At 60.4% G+C, this 18176-nt stretch carries 11 protein-coding genes and 3 pseudogenes; 7 read left to right on the top strand and 7 right to left on the bottom strand.

The window, feature by feature from the left end; translation table 11 throughout:
* The 3 genes from ACRXB1_RS12110 to ACRXB1_RS12100 all read right to left on the bottom strand — a co-directional run.
* Nucleotides 1-2582: nitrate reductase subunit alpha (locus tag ACRXB1_RS12110; protein WP_449492149.1), on the bottom strand; the 2582-nt coding region annotated here is incomplete at its 3' end.
* 28 nt (nt 2583-2610) lie between these two features.
* Entirely contained in the window at nt 2611-3996 is a 1386-nt protein-coding gene (locus ACRXB1_RS12105) for a NarK family nitrate/nitrite MFS transporter (protein ID WP_449492148.1), read from the bottom strand.
* Nucleotides 3997-4012: 16 nt separating this feature from the next.
* Nucleotides 4013-5302, bottom strand: coding sequence for an MFS transporter (locus ACRXB1_RS12100; protein ID WP_449492147.1), 1290 nt, complete (start codon nt 5300-5302; stop codon nt 4013-4015).
* A gap of 232 nt (nt 5303-5534) precedes the next feature.
* On the opposite strand from ACRXB1_RS12100, the gene ACRXB1_RS12095 reads away from it, so the two are divergent.
* Nucleotides 5535-8090 (top strand): adenosylcobalamin-dependent ribonucleoside-diphosphate reductase, encoded by a 2556-nt coding sequence (locus ACRXB1_RS12095; protein WP_449492146.1) that lies wholly within the window; start codon nt 5535-5537, stop codon nt 8088-8090.
* 61 nt (nt 8091-8151) lie between these two features.
* Here the strand turns inward: ACRXB1_RS12095 and ACRXB1_RS12090 are convergent, their stop codons facing one another.
* The 3 genes and pseudogenes from ACRXB1_RS12090 to ACRXB1_RS12080 form a co-directional block, all read right to left on the bottom strand.
* Nucleotides 8152-8280, bottom strand: a complete 129-nt coding sequence (locus tag ACRXB1_RS12090; RefSeq protein WP_449492145.1) for a hypothetical protein — start codon at nt 8278-8280, stop codon at nt 8152-8154.
* A gap of 48 nt (nt 8281-8328) precedes the next feature.
* Nucleotides 8329-8682: a DUF4148 domain-containing protein gene (locus ACRXB1_RS12085; protein WP_062171247.1), complete on the bottom strand. Its 354-nt coding sequence runs from the start codon at nt 8680-8682 to the stop codon at nt 8329-8331.
* A 440-nt stretch (nt 8683-9122) separates the two neighbouring features.
* Nucleotides 9123-10052: pseudogene (locus ACRXB1_RS12080) on the bottom strand (LysR family transcriptional regulator); the annotation flags it as partial.
* A gap of 207 nt (nt 10053-10259) precedes the next feature.
* Between ACRXB1_RS12080 and ACRXB1_RS12075 the strand changes: the two are divergent.
* The 5 genes from ACRXB1_RS12075 to ACRXB1_RS12055 all read left to right on the top strand — a co-directional run bounded on the left by ACRXB1_RS12075 (nt 10260) and on the right by ACRXB1_RS12055 (nt 17546).
* Nucleotides 10260-11123 (top strand): alpha/beta hydrolase, encoded by an 864-nt coding sequence (locus ACRXB1_RS12075; RefSeq protein ID WP_082771495.1) that lies wholly within the window; start codon nt 10260-10262, stop codon nt 11121-11123.
* A gap of 39 nt (nt 11124-11162) precedes the next feature.
* Nucleotides 11163-12347, top strand: coding sequence for an efflux RND transporter periplasmic adaptor subunit (locus tag ACRXB1_RS12070; protein ID WP_449492144.1), 1185 nt, complete (start codon nt 11163-11165; stop codon nt 12345-12347).
* A 118-nt stretch (nt 12348-12465) separates the two neighbouring features.
* A complete protein-coding gene (locus ACRXB1_RS12065) occupies nt 12466-15660 on the top strand; it encodes an efflux RND transporter permease subunit (protein ID WP_062171243.1) in 3195 nt (1064 codons plus the stop codon).
* A gap of 11 nt (nt 15661-15671) precedes the next feature.
* Nucleotides 15672-17210, top strand: a complete 1539-nt coding sequence (locus tag ACRXB1_RS12060; protein ID WP_062171241.1) for an efflux transporter outer membrane subunit — start codon at nt 15672-15674, stop codon at nt 17208-17210.
* Nucleotides 17211-17312: 102 nt separating this feature from the next.
* Nucleotides 17313-17546, top strand: coding sequence for a hypothetical protein (locus ACRXB1_RS12055; RefSeq protein WP_449492143.1), 234 nt, complete (start codon nt 17313-17315; stop codon nt 17544-17546).
* A gap of 7 nt (nt 17547-17553) precedes the next feature.
* Here the strand turns inward: ACRXB1_RS12055 and ACRXB1_RS12050 are convergent.
* Nucleotides 17554-18108: pseudogene (locus tag ACRXB1_RS12050) on the bottom strand (polyphosphate kinase 2); the annotation flags it as partial.
* Here ACRXB1_RS12050 and ACRXB1_RS12045 point away from each other — a divergent pair.
* Nucleotides 18107-18176 (top strand): annotated as a pseudogene (locus ACRXB1_RS12045) (hypothetical protein); the annotation flags it as partial. The pseudogenes ACRXB1_RS12050 and ACRXB1_RS12045 sit on opposite strands and share 2 nt — an antisense overlap.

Genomic DNA, 18176 nt, shown 5'->3' with positions numbered 1-18176 from the left:
CCGAGCTCGCCGGGGGTGTCGTGCATGAGCGGCGTGCAGACCAGGTCGGTGCGCGTGCCCAGATGCGCACCGCCGATTTCCGCGAACTTCTCGGCAATGCCCTTGTAGATTTCCCAGTCGCTCTTGCTTTCCCACAAGGGTTGCACGGCTTCCGACAACGGATGAATGAACGGATGCATGTCCGATGTATTGAGGTCGTCTTTCTCGTACCACGTTGCGGTCGGCAACACGATGTCGCCATAAAGGCAAGTCGTGCTCATGCGGAAATCGAGCACGGTGAGAAGATCGAGCTTGCCTTCGGCGGCGGGGCGCACGTTGACTTCGCCCGGCATGATGGCGTCGTTTTCATCGGAGAAGAGGGCGTTCTGCGTGCCGAGCAAATACTTCAGGAAATACTCGTGCCCCTTGCCCGAACTGCCCAGGATGTTCGAGCGCCAGACGAACATGTTGCGCGGGAAGTTGACGGGGTTGTCCGGGTCGTCGCAGGAGAACTGCAGCTTGCCGGACTTCAGGCGGTCCACCACGTAATCCACAGGCTTCATGCCGGCGTGAACGGCCGCGTCAGTGAGGTCGAGCGGGTTTGCACCGAGTTGCGGTGCGCTCGGCAACCAGCCCATGCGCTCGGACTTCGCGTTGAGATCGAGCATGGAGAGGTGCGAATACTTGCCCATGTTCGCGGTCGGCGCGAGGACTTCACTCAGGCCCACTTTCTCGTGACGCCACTGACTCGTGTGGTTGTAGAAGAACGACGTGCCGTTCATCTGGCGCGGCGGCTTCGACCAGTCGAGCGCGAATGCGAGCGGCGCCCAGCCGAACTGCGGACGCAGCTTTTCCTGGCCTACGTAGTGCGCCCAGCCGCCGCCGCTCTTGCCCACGCAACCGCACATCATCAGGAGGTTGATGATGCCGCGATAAATCATGTCGTTGTGATACCAGTGATTGAGCGCCGCGCCCACGATCACCATGCTCTTGCCCTGGGTCTGATGGGCGTTCGTCGCAAATTCACGCGCCACCTGGATCACGAGGTTGCGCGGGACGGTGGTGTGCTTTTCCTGCCATGCCGGCGTGTAAGGAACGTCGTCGTCGTAGCTCGTTGCGACGTTCGGGCCGCCAAGGCCTTGGTCCACGCCGTAGTTCGCCATCTGCAGATCGAACACGGTCGCAACGAGCGCGCAGGTGCCATCGACGAGGGTGACGCGTTTTGCCGGGACGCGCCGGCTCAGCAGCGCGTCGTGCTCGCTGCCAAAATAGGGGAAGCCGACTTCGACGGCTTCGTCGTGCGCGTCGATCATGGAAAGACGCGGGTCGATGGCGCGGCCGCTGCCGCCGTCCTTCAGTTCGAGGTTCCAGCGGCCGACCTTCTCGCCGTCGTTGTGCGACGCCTCGTTCCAGCGAAAACCGATCGTGCCGTTGGGCGCGACAATCTCGCCGCTGCCGGCGTCCAGCACGAGCGTCTTCCATTGCGCGTTGTTGGCTTCATCGAGGTTATCGGCGAGATGCGATGCGCGCAGGAAGTGATCGGGGACCAGGGTTTCGCCGTTGTCGCGCAGCAGCACGAGCATCGGCATGTCGGTGTATTGCTTCACGTAGTCGCGAAAATACACGGACTTGTTCGACGCGTTGGCCGCGTGGAATTCCTTCAGCACGACGTGGCCCATTGCCATTGCCAACGCTGCGTCGGTGCCTTGCGTCGGCGCGAGCCAGATATCGCCGAACTTGACCATCTCGCCGAAATCCGACGATACCGCCACAGTCTTCGTGCCCTTGTAGCGGACTTCGGAATAGAAGTGCGCGTCGGGCGTACGGGTTTGAGGAATGTTCGATCCCCACACCATCAGGTAGGTCGAGTTGTACCAGTCGGCTGATTCCGGCACGTCGGTCTGCTCGCCCCACACTTGCGGCGAAGCCGGCGGCAGATCGCAATACCAGTCGTAGAACGAGAGGCAGACGCCGCCGATCAGGCTGAGATAACGTGAACCGGCGGCGTATGACACCATCGACATTGCTGGGATCGGCGAGAAGCCGATCACGCGATCCGGCCCGAACTTGCCGATGGTGAACGCATTCGCCGCCGCGATCATTTCGTTGGCGGTATTCCAGTCGGCGCGCACGAAGCCGCCGAGTCCGCGCACGCTCTTGTAGCGTTTCGATTTGACGGGGTCCTGACTGATCGATGCCCAGGCCGCGACCGGGTCCATGCTCTTGCGTGCTTCGCGCCACATGTCCATCAGGCGGCCGCGGATCATCGGGTACTTCACGCGCTGCGCGGAATACACGTACCAGCTATACGATGCCCCCCGCGGACAGCCGCGCGGTTCGTGATTGGGCAAGTCGGCGCGTGTGCGCGGATAGTCGGTCTGCTGCGTTTCCCAGACAATCAAACCGTTCTTCACGTACACCTTCCACGAGCATGAACCGGTGCAGTTCACACCGTGCGTGGAACGTACGATCTTGTCGTGTTGCCAACGGTTTCTATATCCGTCTTCCCACTTGCAGTCTTCGCTGACAACCGCGCCATGGCCGTTCGCAAACGTCGACTGCGTGCGCTTGACGAACTTCAGGCGATCCAGAAAATGACTCATTGTTTTGTCCTGTGTCGGGTAGGGCGCGTCAGCAAGGCATGCCGGCGTTGCGGCGTGCATAGAAAAACCACGTGATGGCAACGCACGTCACGTAGAACGCGATGAACACATACAGCGCGGGAACGGCCGAGCCGGTCATGTCGAGCGCCGTACCAAAGGTTTTGGGAATGAAGAAGCCGCCGTACGCGCCGATTGCTGCGGAGAAGCCCAGCACGGCCGCGGATTCCTTCGCGGCGTTGTGAAGCGCCTGGCGATGGGCAGCGTCGTCGAGCCCTTTGGCTGCGCGCTGATGCTGGGTCATGAAGATCACCGGGATCATGCGGAAGGTCGAGCCATTGCCGATACCCGCCAGCATGAACAACACGATGAACGCGCCGAGGAAGCCGGCGAAGTTGCCGCTTGATCCTGCGCCCGGCATGAACGAAATGACGACGAATACCGAGGCGATCATGCCGACGAACGTCCACAACGTCACTCGCGCGCCGCCCAGGCGGTCCGAGATCCATCCTCCGACAGGACGCGTCAGCGCGCCTGCGAGCGGCCCGAGGAACGCATAGGCGGTCGGGTTGATCGATGGGAATTGCGCCTTGGTCAAGAGCGCGAAGCCTGCCGAGAAACCAATGAAGGAACCGAACGTGCCGATATACAGCCAGCACATCAGCCAGTTGTGCATGCGCTTGAAGATCACGGCCTGATCGGCGAAAGAGGCTTTCGCGTCGGCGATATCGTTCATGCCGAACCACGCGGCAATCGACGAAACGATAATGAACGGCACCCAGATGAAGCCCGCGTTCTGCAGCCAGATGCCGTGCTCGACGCCTTCCTTGACGAAGGTTTGGCCGCCGCCTGCGAAGGAGGCGAACGCGGCCGTGGCGATCACGATCGGCGTCACGAACTGCACCAGCGACACCCCCAGGTTGCCGATGCCCGCATTCAGTCCTGTCGCCAGCCCTTTTCTGGCTTTGGGAAAAAAGAAGCTGATGTTGGCCATCGACGAGCTGAAGTTCGCGCCGCCAAACCCGCACAGCAACGCGAGTACGAGCATGGTGGAATAGCTCGTGGCCGGATCGCGCAACGCGAAGCCCATGCCTAGAGCAGGAATCAGCAGCGTGGCCGTGGAGAAGGCGGTAAAGCGCCGGCCGCCGAAAATGGGTACGAGAAACGAATAGAAGATGCGCAGCGTGGCGCCGGAAAGCGCGGGCAACGCGGTCAGCCAGAACAATTCGTTCTTTGTGAAGTGGAAGCCGCCCTTGTCGAGGTTGACGACCACGACGCTCCACAACGACCACACGGCGAACGCGAGCATCAGCGCGGGGATCGAGATCCACAGGTTGCGATTGGCAATCGCCGAGCCGCGTGTTTTCCAGAAAGCCGGATCTTCCGGCTCCCAATTTTTCAGCACATGGTTGGACATGGTTTCAGCCGATGGGTTAGGTGGATGCGCGTGGCTCGACAGCCGTGCCATGCGCGCGAAAAGAGAAATGCATCCAGACGAGACTGACAGCCGTCGCGCCGAAAAGCAGCATGAAACACGAGCTGCTGACGCCAGTCAGATCGGCGAGCACGCCGAAAAGAATCGGCAGCGCGAAACCCGCCAGACCGCCCGCAAGCCCGACCACGCCGGACACTGCGCCGATGTTGCCGGTGTATTCATCGGAGACGAATTTGAAGACCGAGGCCTTGCCGATCGCCATGGCAATGCCGACGGTGAACATCAGCACGGTGAACAGCGTGGGAGAAATGGCGATGTTGAACGCGAGCGGGCCTCGGGCCGATTGCACGACCAGGTCGGTGTCGGGATAGCTTAGAAAGAAGAAGCAGGCGAGCACGGTCCACATCACGACCCAGGTCGTTTTTTGCGCGCCGAAGCGGTCCGAGAGCCATCCGCCGACCGCGCGCAGTACGCCGCCGGGCAACGAGAAACACGCAGCGAGCAGCGCCGCCTGTTCGATATGAAAACCGTAGTGGTTGACGTAGTAATGCGGCAGCCACAGCGCGAGGCCCACATAACCGCCGAACACGACCGAGTAGTACTGCGAGTAGCGCCATGCGCGGCGATCTTTCATCACGCGCAACTGGCTCGAGAAACTCGGCGGATTTTCGACGCGATGTGCGGGATTAGTAGCCGAGGTCATCCAGAACACCACGGCCGTGACCAGCATTGCAATGGCGTAGACCTTCGGCACGATCATCCACGTGCCGAAGCTCACGATCAGCACCGGCGCGACGAATTTGGTCAACGCAGCGCCGCTGTTGCCGGCGCCGAAGATGCCCATTGCGAGGCCCTGGCGGTCTTTGGGGAACCAGCGCGCCACGTAAGGCGTGCCGATTGAAAAACAGGCGCCTGCGAGCCCGATCAGAAGTCCCAGCGAAATGAATTGCCAGAACTGCGTGGCATAGGTGAGCAGCCAGATGGGAATGACGGTGGCGAGCATCGTGAGGAAAAAGACGATGCGGCCACCGAAGCGGTCCGTGCAGATACCGAGCGGCACGCGTGCAAGCGATCCAGACAAAACCGGCGTTGCGGCGATCAGGCCGAATTCGGTATCGGAGAGGCCGAGCTGCGTTTTCAGCGGAATGCCGAGAATCGCGAACATCATCCAGATCGCGAAGCAGATGGTGAAAGCGAAAGTGCTCGACCACAGGACGCGCCAGGCGCGCGGATCGGCTGCCGCCAAAGCGGACGGAGTAGTCGCGGAAGTCTTGCGTGAGGCCGTCATGGTGCGCGCCTGTCGATTAAGTTTGCGTTGTAGTGGGAATCGACTGCAAGATTAGGAATTGCGCGGCGTGCCGCCCATTCGCCGATGGGATGACGCGACTTCATGTCGCTCCTCCGGCGGGACTACTTCGAACGGAGTAAATCCGTGCCAAAACCAAATGGGACGGACCCGGGACGGACCCGACGCCGCAACTTCGCGACTACGCACCACCCGCTGGACATGAGGACAGGACATGGCTGAAGACGATTTGAAGCTGACGGTTTCACCGCAGCAGTTTTCCATCGACGTAATGCTGGAAAAGTACGCAAAGGGCGATGAAACCCGGATCGACGATATCTACCGGCGGGTCGCGCGAGGCGTGGCGCTCGCGGAACCCGAGGCGCTTCGCAAGCAGGCCGAGACGGCGTTTTTCGAGAATTTCCAGCGCGGCGCGCTGGGCGCCGGGCGCATCATGAGCGCGGCAGGGACGGGAATCCAGGCAACGCTCATCAACTGCTTCGTGCAGCCGGTGGGCGACGCGATTCAGGGCATCGACGAAAACGGCTTGCCGGGCATTTACGTGGCGTTGCTGCAGGCCGCCGAAACCATGCGGCGCGGCGGCGGCGTGGGTTACAACTTTTCCGCCATCAGGCCGAAAGGGGCGCGCGTGCATTCGACGGGTTCATCGGCGTCGGGTCCGTGCAGTTATATGGACGTATTCGATGCATCGTGCAGGACCGTGGAAAGCGCGGGCTCGCGACGCGGCGCGCAGATGGGCATTCTCGACTGCACGCACCCCGACTTGCTGGAGTTCATCGCGGCGAAGCATGTGAAGGGGCGCTGGAACAACTTCAATGTATCGGTCGCGGTGACCGACGAGTTCATGCAGGCCGTGTCCGACGACGCGTCGTGGCAACTCGTGCATCGCGCGGAACCGTCGCCCGCGTTCAAGGCTTCCGTCGACTCACATCGGCGTGACGACGGTTTGTGGGTGTACCGCGAGGTGCAGGCGCGTGAAGTGTGGGACACGATCATGCGTTCGACTTATGACGTGGCGGAGCCCGGCGTGGTCTTCATGTCGCGCATGAACGACGACAACAACCTGCGCGCCGTGGAAACGATTCGTGCGACAAATCCGTGTGGCGAGCAGCCTTTGCCCGCGTATGGATGCTGCAATCTCGGGCCGCTGAACCTGACGCGTTTCGTGTGCGATCCGTTCGCGCAGCGGCATGGCGGCACGCCGGTCTTCGACTGGGATGCGCTTGCCAAGAGCACACGCACGCAGGTTCGTTTTCTCGATGACGTGCTCGACGTGACGCTCTGGCCGCTGCCGGAGCAGGACAAGGAAGCGCAGGACAAGCGGCGCATCGGCGTTGGTTTTACAGGACTCGGCGATACGCTCGTGATGCTCGGTGTTCGCTACAACTCGAAAGAGGGACGCGAATTCGCGACGCGCGTGGCGCGGACGATGCGCGATGAGGCGTATCGTGCATCGGTTGATCTCGCGCGTGAGCGCGGCGCGTTTGCGCTCTTCAATGCAGAAAAGTACCTTGAAACAGGCACTTTTGCGTCACGTCTTCCCGATGACCTCAAGGATGAAATCCGCCGCGACGGCATCCGCAACAGCCATCTGCTTTCCATTGCGCCGACGGGGACCGTGAGCCTTGCGTTCGCGGACAACGCGTCGAACGGAATCGAACCCGCGTTCTCGTGGAGCTATACCCGCACGAAGCGCATGGCCGATGGCAGCAGGCAATCGTTCGCGGTCGAGGATCATGCGTACCGGTTGTATCGTGAGCTTGGAGGCGATGTGAAGGCGCTGCCCGACTACTTCGTCAGCGCGCTCGACATGTCCGCGCACGATCATCTGGAGATGATGGCGGCGGTTCAGCCGTTCGTGGATACATCGATTTCGAAGACCGTCAATGTCCCCGCCGATTATCCCTTCGATGCCTTCAAGGATCTCTACTTCGATGCATGGCGTCGCGGGCTGAAAGGGCTCGCCACTTACAGGCCCAATGAAACCCTTGGCGCGGTACTCTCAGTCACCCCCGAGACGCCGGCGGTCGTTGCTTCCGATCCATCCGATGCAGCCGACTCGGAGGTGCAACTCGATCCGTTGCGCATTGCCATCGATCACCGGCCGCGCGGTGAATTGCCCGCGATCATCGAAAAAGTGGAGTACCTCACGCAAGCGGGCAAGAAGTCGCTATACGTGGCGGTGTCCTTCATGGAGATCACGGGGCGGCTTGGCGGTGAAGATGTCACCATCGAGCGGCCTATCGAGTTCTTCATTCCAACGGGTCAGCGCGATGAATCGCAGCAGTGGATCACGGCGACCATGCGCTCGTTGTCGCTTGCTGCGCGTGGCGGGTTTGTCGCACGCAACCTGCAGGACATGCGCAAGGTGTCATGGGATCGCGGCCAAGTGCGTCTGGGCGATGTAGAGCATCTCGATGGACACAGGTCACCGCGCTGGCACGATTCCGAAGTCGCGGCGCTCGCGTATGCGATCCAGCAGATTTTGCATCGGCGCGGATTTCTCGATGTCGAAGGCGGACAAGTACCGTCGCGCTTGCTTGCTCAACGCCGCAAGGACTCGGCGCAGGCCACGCAGGACGTGCCCGTTTCCGCTGGTGATGACAACGACATCACGACCGTTGTAGAAGAGAACGCGGATGCCGCCAACCCTCACGCATTGCTGCCGATCCCGGGCCGTAAATGCCCGACATGCGGCGCCAACGCGATGATTCGCAAGGACGGCTGCGACTTCTGTACTGCGTGCGGTGAAGTAGGGGCTTGCGGATAACGCCGGCCTGGTCTTTTATTGACCGCGGACCTCATGAGTCCGCGGTCAATGCCTTCCACCCTCAACCTTCCACCTCTACAGCAACTTCTTCCCGGGCAACCTGAGGCCTGAACGGCTTCCACAACGGCTGCGCTTCGGGCAACCAGTCATCGAGTGCGGAGAAGTCTTCCAGCGGTGCTAGATCATCCATGATCGGCTCCTGTGTGTTCAAAGCACATTCAATGCACATTCAAGGCGATTACTGGATTCGTGCCTTGCCGCTTTGCGTGACCGACCCGTTGGCAAATTCGACTATCGAACGATTGCGTTCTTCTGCGAGCGCCGCGTCACGAGCGCGTTGATCGTGCTGAGCGGCGATCGCGATACCTGCCATGCTGCGATCCGGATACGTGTTCCGGTTCAATGCGGGCAGTGTTCCGTTTGCATAAGAAGCGGCGAGTTCGGCGCGGACCTGTTCGCGGGTCATCGTGCTTTGCGACGTAGTTGCGGTTTGATAGGTTCCGGCGCGCCCGATGCCTCCATCGGCAAAGGCGGTCGTTGCAACGAGTGCGGATACGGCGGAAAGCGAGAGCGCTGCGATTGCGGTTTTCACGGTGATGCTCCTGTCGGTTCAAGCGAAGACATGAATCAGATCGATGCCATTCGAATAGATGCACGGGCAGTCAGCGGCAAATGTGATGTGCCGCGCTGCGACAGGACGAAATGTAGTCAACCGCGACTGCGGGATAAATGATGCTTAGGCGAATTGATTAATCACGAGATCCGAACAATCGCAAAGCGCCTTATTCCAAGGGGTTTTGGAGAAAAGCTATCGGTGCGATAGGGGCTTAAGCCCTTACACTGAGGATGGTTGAAAGTGCTGAATTGAATTGCCGACCGCCGCGACGTTGCAAAAGAAAGGGGTTTATTCGCCGTAAAAGGCCCGCGAATAAACCCCTTCAATAAGCGCTCTTAAACGACCACTTCAGCGGTTCCAGCAACATCCGGTGTTCCGTGCTTGACGATAACCGAACGCGGTGTCGCTGTTGGCAAGCAGCGCTCTTCCGCATCTTCCTGACCGGACAACAACGGGCAACGCTCGAACAATTCGGCGGCCCAGTCGACGAACACGCGCACTTTGGGCGACAAGTGCCGGTTATGGGGATACACGACCGAAATAGGCATGGGCAACGGCTTCCATTGCGGCAGCACTTCGACCAGCTCACCCGAACGCAGGTACGGCAGCGCCATGAATCGTGCGATCTGCACGAGCCCGACGCCCTTCACGCCGCAAGCCAGATAAGCCTCTGCATCGTTCACCGCGATGGCGCCACGCATCTTCACATCGACGGATTTACCATCGATGACGAAATCCATATCCATCACGCGGCCGGTACGGCTGGAAAAATAATTCACCGCCGTGTGCTGCTGCAATTCCTCGATGGTATGCGGCACGCCATGCAGTTCAAGATAATCCGGGCTCGCCGCGGTCAGCCCTTGAAAAACGCCAATCCTTCTTGCAACAAGACTAGAATCCTGCAAAGTCCCCACGCGAATCACGCAGTCCACGCCTTCCTGAATCAGGTCGACCGGTTTGTCGCCGAATCCGATCATTAGCTCGATATCCGGATAACGCGTATGGAATTCACATAATTGGGGCATGACGATCATTCGTCCGATCGACCCCGGCATATCGATCCGCAATTTGCCGCGCGGACCTTTTCCTGTATTGGCGAATGAACTCTCGGTTTCTTCAATGTCCGCGAGAATTCGCACGCAGCGCTCATAGTAAGCAGCACCGTCGGGCGTGAGGTTCAAGCGTCGTGTCGTACGTTGCAGAAGACGCACATTAAGAAACGCTTCAAGGTTTTGAATAATCGTCGTTACCGAGGCGCGAGGCATATCCAGCGTGTCTGCAGCGCGCGAAAAACTATTGGTATCGACAACTCTTGTAAACACCTGCATAGCTTGTAGCCGGTCCATTTTTCTCTCACCGTCAAATCTTTGCAGCGCATGGAATAAAGCCGCTGCGAGGATGTTGTAGGAATGGGCAGTGTCAAATTGATCGTGATTGTTCAGCGCGACCGAATTGTGTTGCCGGATTATAGGCATTTATTTCGAAAGACGTAGACCTCAGAATTCGTCCCATCGCAATCAAGGTGGGATGGCGCGGACGCGCTGAAAATAACCATGGCATCGACGCTGGATCTGGGCCTCTGCATAGAGGATGTTCGAATCGCGGGACATGCGCAACCCATAACCTTGCGCAGTTATCGCCCCGCATCGGACGGCACCGTCCTGCCGGTCGTGCTTTATTTTCATGGCGGCGGGTTTGTTCGCGGCACGCTCGACGACGCGGATATCGCAGCGACGACCATTGCCCGCGATACACCCGCGTGGGTCGTCTCGGTCGGTTATTCGCTCGCGCCGGCCTTTCCTTTTCCGGCGGCGCCCGAAGACGCATACCGGGCGGCGCAGTGGGTGGTGGCGAACGCCCGTGCACAAGGGGCCGATGCAAATCGCATCGGCGTGGCGGGACACGATGCAGGCGGCAACTTAGCCACGTGTCTTGCGGCGATTGCCCGGGACCGCGGTGACATCGCAATCCACGCGCAAGCGTTGCTCGCGCCCTTGCTGGACCCGAGCATGACGCGCATGGCCGACGAGAACAAGGTGCTGTCACCGGACATCTGCGCGTCCGAGTGCGCGCAGTGTTACCGGGCGTATCTGCCCAATGCTTCGCAACGGCTTCATCCGTATGCGGCGCCGCTGGAATCGAGGCGTCTTGCGGGACTGCCGCCGGCATTGATCGCGAGCGCCCAGCATGACCTGTTGCATATCGAGGCCGAGAAATACGCCGGCGAACTGATCGCGGCGGGCGTGCCGACTGAAGTGACGCGCCACGTCGACGCATCGCATTACGGGCTGGTCACGGATCCCTCCGCGCTCGCCGACGTGGTCGCGTTCTTCAGGAAGCGGCTGCGGGATAGGACCGACCATGCGCAGCGGCCAGGGCCCGCGCGCGCCAAGCCGAAGACGCATGCAGCACACTAAAAATTTAAAACAATCTCAACGACTTTATTGGAGCATCGCATGTCCATCACTCGCAAACGAATTACCGTCGCGCTAGGGGCGACGCTGGTCGTGGCAGGCATCGGCACATACACTGCCATGCACGGTTTCGGCCTGCCGGTCAACAATGCCGAGGCCGCGGTCCAGGCCGCGCCGCCCGCAACGGAAGTGGATGTCGCCACTGTGGTCTCGAAGACCATCACCGACTACCAGAACTATTCGGGGCGCCTCGAAGCCGTCGATAAAGTCGATATCCGGCCGCTCGTGCCCGGCACGATAGTAGCCGTGCATTTCACCGACGGCGCGCTGGTCAAGAAGGGCGATCCGCTCTTCACGATCGACCCGCGTCCGTACGTGGCGGCGGTCGACCAGGCTGCGGCGCAACTCGCGGCGGCTCAGGCGCGCAACGGTTATACATCGACCGATGCGGCGCGCGCCGAGCGTTTGCTCACGGACAATGCGATCGCCAAACGCGATTACGACGAGAAGCAGAACGCCGCGCACGAGGCGGCGGCCAACCTGAAGGCGGCGCAAGCGGCGCTCGAAACCGCGAAGATCAACCTGACGTACACGCATATCGTGGCGCCTGTGTCGGGTCGCGTATCGCGTGCGGAAATGACGGTGGGCAATATTGTTTCCACCGGTTCCAGCGCGCCGTTGCTGACCACTTTGGTTTCGGTCTCGCCCATCTACGCATCGTTTGATGTCGATGAACAAACCTACCTGCGTTATCTGAGCCGCGACTCACGCTCAAGCGTGCCGGTTTCGCTCGGCCTTGCAAATGAAGATGGTTTCTCGCGCGAAGGCAAGGTGGCATCGGTCGATAACCAACTGGATACCGGCTCGGGCACCATCCGCGTGCGTGCCCGTTTCGACAACAACGACGGTTCCCTGCTGCCGGGGCTCTATGCCCGCATCAAGGTCGGCGGCGGGACGCCGCATCCGGCAGTGCTGATCGAAGATGCCGCTATCGGCACGGACCAGGACAAGAAATTCGTCATGGTCGTCGATAAAGACAGCCGCGTTCAATACCGTGAAGTCACGCTCGGCACCCAGAGCGATGGTTTGCGCGTGATCGTGAAGGGCTTGCGGCCGGGCGAACGGATCGTGGTGAACGGTCTGCAGCGCGTGCGTCCGAACGATGTCGTGAAACCCAACGCGGTAGCAATGGCGAGTGCGTCGCCGGCAACAAAACAAGCTTCATAAGACGCGCTTTATAGCCGCTTAACGGTGGCTCCTGGTGTGCGTGACAGCGGCGAGTTCCGGTACGGGACACGCTGCGGGAAACGCGCGCGCAGCCTCTCATGCTTATAAAGAAATCGTCATGAACATTTCCAAGTTTTTCATCGACCGCCCGATCTTTGCGGGCGTGCTGTCGGTGCTCATCCTGCTGGCGGGTGTCATTGCCATGTTCAAGCTGCCGATCTCCGAGTATCCGGAAGTCGTGCCGCCGTCCGTGGTCGTCCATGCGCAATATCCGGGCGCAAACCCGAAGGTGATTGCTGAAACGGTGGCGTCGCCATTGGAGGAGCAGATCAACGGCGTGGAAGACATGCTGTACATGCAGTCGCAGGCGAACAGCGACGGCAACCTGAACATCACGGTGACGTTCAAGCTCGGCACGGACCCGGACAAGGCACAGCAACTGGTGCAGAACCGCGTGTCGCAAGCGTTGCCGCGTTTGCCGGAAGACGTGACGCGTCTTGGCGTGACGACGATCAAGTCGTCGCCGACGCTCACCATGGTGGTTCACCTGAACTCGCCGAATAACCGTTACGACATGACGTATCTGCGCAACTACGCGCTGATCAACGTGAAGGACCGGCTGGAGCGGATTCAGGGCGTGGGGCAGGTTCAGCTCTGGGGCTCGGGCGATTATTCGATGCGCATCTGGCTCGATCCGCAGAAAGTCGCGCAACGCGGCATGACGGCGACCGATGTGGTGAACGCGATTCGCGAGCAGAACGTGCAGGTGGCGGCTGGTGTGATCGGTTCATCGCCGACCTTGCCGAACGTGCCGTTGCAGTTGAACGTGAACGCACAGGGGCGCTTGCAGACCGAACAGGAATTCCGCGACATCGTGCTGAAGACTTCGCCTGACGGCGCCGTCACGTACCTGCATGACGTGGCGCGCGTTGAACTGGCGGCATCGGAATATGGACTGCGTTCGCTGCTCGACAACAAGACCGCGGTCGCGATGGCGATCAACCAGCAGCCGGGCGCGAATTCGCTGCAGATCTCCGACACGGTCCGCAAGACGATGAAGGAACTGCAGGCGGACATGCCCGCGGGCGTGGAATACCAGATCGTGTATGACCCGACGCAGTTCGTGCGCTCGAGTATCGACGCGGTGATCCACACGCTGGCCGAAGCCATTGCGCTGGTCGTGCTGGTGGTGATCGTGTTCCTGCAGACGTGGCGCGCATCGATCATTCCGTTGTTGGCCGTTCCCGTTTCGATCATCGGTACGTTCTCGTTGTTGCTCGCGTTTGGATTCTCGATCAACGCGTTGTCACTCTTCGGGATGGTGCTTGCCATCGGGATCGTGGTGGACGATGCGATCGTGGTGGTGGAGAACGTCGAGCGCAATATCGAGGCCGGCTTGTCGGCGCGGGAGGCGACCTACCAGGCAATGCGAGAGGTGAGCGGGCCAATCGTCGCGATTGCGCTGACGCTGACCGCCGTGTTCGTGCCGCTCGCATTCATGTCGGGCCTGACAGGTCAGTTCTACAAGCAGTTTGCGATGACCATCGCCATCTCGACGGTGATCTCCGCGTTCAACTCGCTTACCTTGTCGCCGGCGCTCGCAGCAATGTTGCTGAAGGGCCACGACGAACCGAAGGACTGGCTCACGCGCGGCATGGATCGCGTGTTCGGCGGATTCTTCCGGCAGTTCAACAAGGTCTTCAAACGCGGTTCGGAGAAATACGGCAAGGGCGTGACGGGTGTCATCAACCGCAAGGCCGTGATGGTCGGCATTTATGTCGTGCTGCTTGCAGGCGCGGTGATGATGGGCAAGATCGTGCCGGGCGGCTTCGTGCCCGCGCAGGACAAGGAGTACCTGATCAGCTTTGCGCAACTGCCCAACGGTGCATCGCTGGATCGTACCGAAGCGGTGATCCGCCAGATGACGGATATCGCGCGCAAGACGCCGGGCGTGCAAAGCGCGGTGGAGTTTCCGGGTTTGTCGGTGAATGGCTTCACCAACTCGTCGAGCGCCGGCGTTGTGTTCGTGACGCTCAAGCCATTCGACGAACGCAAGGGCCGCGCGCTGTCAGCCGGTGCAATCGCGGGTTCCCTGAATCAGCAGTACGCCGTGATCAAGGGATCCTTCATTGCCGTGTTCCCGCCGCCGCCGGTTCTGGGTCTCGGTACGTTGGGTGGTTTCAAGCTGCAACTGGAAGACCGTGGCGCCCTGGGGTATGCCGCATTGAACGACGCCACGCAGGCGTTCATCAAACGCGCATCGCAGTCGCCTGAACTCGGCCCGACGTTCTCGAGCTATCAGATCAACGTGCCGCAACTGAACGTGGATCTGGACCGGGTAAAGGCAAAGCAACTGGGCGTGTCCGTCACCGATGTTTTCAGCACGATGCAGGTGTATCTCGGCTCGTTGTACGTGAACGACTTCAACCGCTTCGGCCGTGTGTATCAGGTGCGGGTGCAGGCGGATGCGCCGTTCCGCGCGAACACGGAAGACATCGGCTTGCTGAAGACGCGCAATGCGAACGGCGAAATGGTGCCGCTCTCGTCGCTCGTGAAGGTGACGCCGACTTACGGTCCGGAAATGGTGGTGCGCTACAACGGCTATACCTCAGCCGACATCAACGGTGGGCCGGCTCCGGGTTATTCGTCCGGTCAGGCGCAAGCCGCAGTGGAACGCATCGCAGCCGAAACGCTGCCGCGCGGCATCAAGTTCGAATGGACCGACCTGACGTATCAGCAAATCCTCGCGGGCAATGCAGCGTTGTGGGTGTTCCCGATCAGCGTGCTGCTGGTGTTCCTGGTGCTGGCTGCGCTCTATGAAAGCCTGACGCTGCCGCTCGCCGTGATCCTGATCGTGCCCATGAGCATTCTCTCGGCGCTGGTCGGTGTATGGCTCACAGGTGGCGACAACAACATTTTCACGCAGATTGGCTTGATGGTGCTGGTGGGCTTGTCGGCGAAGAACGCCATTTTGATTGTCGAGTTTGCGCGTGAGCTGGAGATGCAGGGACGCTCCATTGTGGAAGCCGCGATTGAAGCAAGCCGTCTGCGTCTGCGTCCGATTCTGATGACGTCGATCGCTTTCATCATGGGCGTGGTGCCGCTGGTGATTTCGTCGGGCGCCGGTTCGGAGATGCGTCACGCGATGGGCGTGGCGGTGTTCTTCGGCATGCTCGGTGTGACCTTGTTCGGCCTGATGCTTACGCCGGTGTTTTATGTGCTGTTGAGAAAGCTGGCTGGCGGCGAGCATCTCGTCGACAAGCACGGCCACAATCCGCACATGCGCGGTGTCAATGCTTCGCTCGAAGCATGAGAGAAATTGAAATGAAAACGCTGAATATCAAACGATGGCTGGGATTGTCGGCGCTGCTCGGGTCGTTGCTGGTCGTCGCGGGCTGCTCGCTCGCACCGACTTATGCCAGGCCTGACGTGAAGGAGCCGGCTGCGTTCAAGGAAACATCGCAGACGGTGCTTGCCGCATCCGAGCAGGGCACGTGGAAGACGGCGCAACCGTCGGAGCAGGTGATGCGCGGCGAATGGTGGACCGTCTTCAACGACGACACCTTGAACGACCTCGAACGCCAGGCCGCCGATGCCAACCAGAACCTGAAAGCTGCAGCGGCGCGCGTGTCGGAATCGCGTGCAATCAACCAGACGGCGCGGGCGGGCTTGTTCCCGACGCTCGACGCGGGTTTTGGCCCGACGCGCGAGCGGCTGTCGCCGGCGTCGCAATTCCTGCCGCAGAACACCAACGTGCCGTCGCAGACCTTGTGGCGCGCGCAGGCGAGTGCATCGTACGAAGTCGATCTGTTTGGGCGCGTATCGGATTCGGTGAAAGCGGCAAACGCCGATACCGCGCAAAGCGAAGCGCTATTCCGCTCGGTACAACTTGCCTTGCAAGCGGACGTTGCGCAGAACTACTTCAACTTGCGCGAACTCGATGCCGAAAACGATGTGTTTGCACGCACGGTCGCATTGCGGGAACAAAGCCTGAAGCTCGTGCAGCATCGCTTTGCAGAGGGCGATATCAGCGAGCTCGACGTTGCACGTTCGCGTTCCGAGCTTGCGAGCGCCAGGTCCGACGCCATGACGGTGCAGCGCATGCGGGCTGCATCGGAACATAGCCTTGCCGTGTTGCTGGGCAAGTCGGCGTCGCAGTTCACCATGGCCGCCAACCCGCTGACGCCCGTCGATATCAAGATTCCGCCGGGCTTGCCTTCGTCGTTGCTTGAACGCCGTCCGGATATCTCGGCAGCCGAACGCGCTATGGCGGCAGCGAATTCGCGCATCGGCGTGGCGAAGTCGGCGTTCTTCCCGTCGCTGAACATCACCGGTTCGGGTGGGTTCGAGTCGGCAACGCTCGGCGACCTGTTCAACTGGTCAAGCCGTACGTTCCTGCTCGGACCGTTCGCGGGTACGGCGCTCAATCTTCCTATCTTCGATGGCGGCCGTCGCAAGGGCAACCTCGCGAACGCACGCGCCATCTATGAAGAGGATGTGGCGAATTACCGTCAGCAGGTGCTGGTGGCGTTCCAGGAAGTGGAGGACAACCTTTCCGACCTGCGCATTCTGGAAACGCAGACGCAGACGCAAGCTGAGGCTGTGAACGCATCGAATCGCGCAGCGCAGCTCTCGCGCACGCAATACACCGAGGGCGCAATCAATTACCTCGATGTGATCGATGCCGAGCGTACCGTGCTGCAGTCGCAGCGCACTGCGGTGCAACTGGCGGGCGTGCAGGCGACGTCCACGGTGAACCTGATTCGTGCGCTGGGTGGTGGCTGGGGCGATATGCCGGTGGCATCGGCTGAGCCGGCTGTTGCCGCCTCTGACGCGTCAAACGCGAGCGTGGCATCGCGATAAAAACGCGATTGTTCAAGCCGCACGACAAGTGTCTTCGATTACAGCGGGTTTATCCGGAGGCTCCCGATCCGTAGAATTCTGTTTATGGATACGGGAGCCGTCATGAAAGCATTAATTGAACGACAACTCTACCGGCCTGCCGTCGTACTTCCTCTGTTGGTCCTGATGCGCCTGATGGTGACGCTCGATTTCAACCTGATGCAAGTGACGTTCGTCGTGGTCATGAAGAGTTCGCAATACCTATTTCAAGTGGTATTCAGGCATCGCCATGACCGTGGCGACGTCCAGAAGCCGCAGCAGGTCCATGCCATGCATGAGAAGACCTGCCACTGCTGAACCTGCCTCAATACACTTCCGGAACGACCATGGTTTCCGGCACGGGCTGGCGTAAGTAGTCATCGTTGTAGACGCGGTCAGGCAATTCGATCGCCGGGTGTTCGATCTCGTGGTACGGCACCTGGCTCAGCAGATGACTGATGCAATTGAGGCGAGCACGTTTCTTATCGACCGCCTGCACTACCCACCACGGCGCCTCGGGAATATGCGAGCGCGCCAGCATCACTTCCTTCGCCTGCGTATAAGCCTCCCAGCGGCGGCGGCTTTCAAGATCCATCGGACTGAGTTTCCATTGCTTGAGCGGGTCTTGGATGCGCGCCTGGAAGCGCACTTCCTGCTCGTCGTCGGTGATCGAGAACCAGTACTTCAGGATCTGCACACCGCTTCTCGCCAGCATCTTTTCGAACTCCGGCACTGAGCGGAAGAACTCTTCGTACTCGTCGTCGGTGCAAAAGTTCATCACGCGTTCCACACCCGCGCGGTTGTACCAACTGCGGTCGAACAGGACGATCTCGCCGCCCGCCGGCAAGTGCGAGACGTAACGCTGGAAATACCATTGCGTGTGCCGCGTAGCCGCCCTGCCCGCGCCGAACAATCGCGAGCGCACGCAATGGTATTTCCAGCGTTACG

The sequence above is a fragment of the Caballeronia sp. M23-90 genome, assembly GCF_053574605.1.
This window is presented reverse-complemented; position numbering and strand designations above follow the sequence as displayed.

Coding starts and splice junctions, on each gene's coding strand:
- ACRXB1_RS12105 (WP_449492148.1), bottom strand. CDS start 3,996: ATGTCCAACCATGTGCTGAAAAATTGGGAGCCGGAAGATCCGGCTTTC.
- ACRXB1_RS12100 (WP_449492147.1), bottom strand. CDS start 5,302: ATGACGGCCTCACGCAAGACTTCCGCGACTACTCCGTCCGCTTTGGCG.
- ACRXB1_RS12095 (WP_449492146.1), top strand. CDS start 5,535: ATGGCTGAAGACGATTTGAAGCTGACGGTTTCACCGCAGCAGTTTTCC.
- ACRXB1_RS12090 (WP_449492145.1), bottom strand. CDS start 8,280: ATGGATGATCTAGCACCGCTGGAAGACTTCTCCGCACTCGATGACTGG.
- ACRXB1_RS12075 (WP_082771495.1), top strand. CDS start 10,260: ATGGCATCGACGCTGGATCTGGGCCTCTGCATAGAGGATGTTCGAATC.
- ACRXB1_RS12070 (WP_449492144.1), top strand. CDS start 11,163: ATGTCCATCACTCGCAAACGAATTACCGTCGCGCTAGGGGCGACGCTG.
- ACRXB1_RS12065 (WP_062171243.1), top strand. CDS start 12,466: ATGAACATTTCCAAGTTTTTCATCGACCGCCCGATCTTTGCGGGCGTG.
- ACRXB1_RS12060 (WP_062171241.1), top strand. CDS start 15,672: ATGAAAACGCTGAATATCAAACGATGGCTGGGATTGTCGGCGCTGCTC.
- ACRXB1_RS12055 (WP_449492143.1), top strand. CDS start 17,313: ATGAAAGCATTAATTGAACGACAACTCTACCGGCCTGCCGTCGTACTT.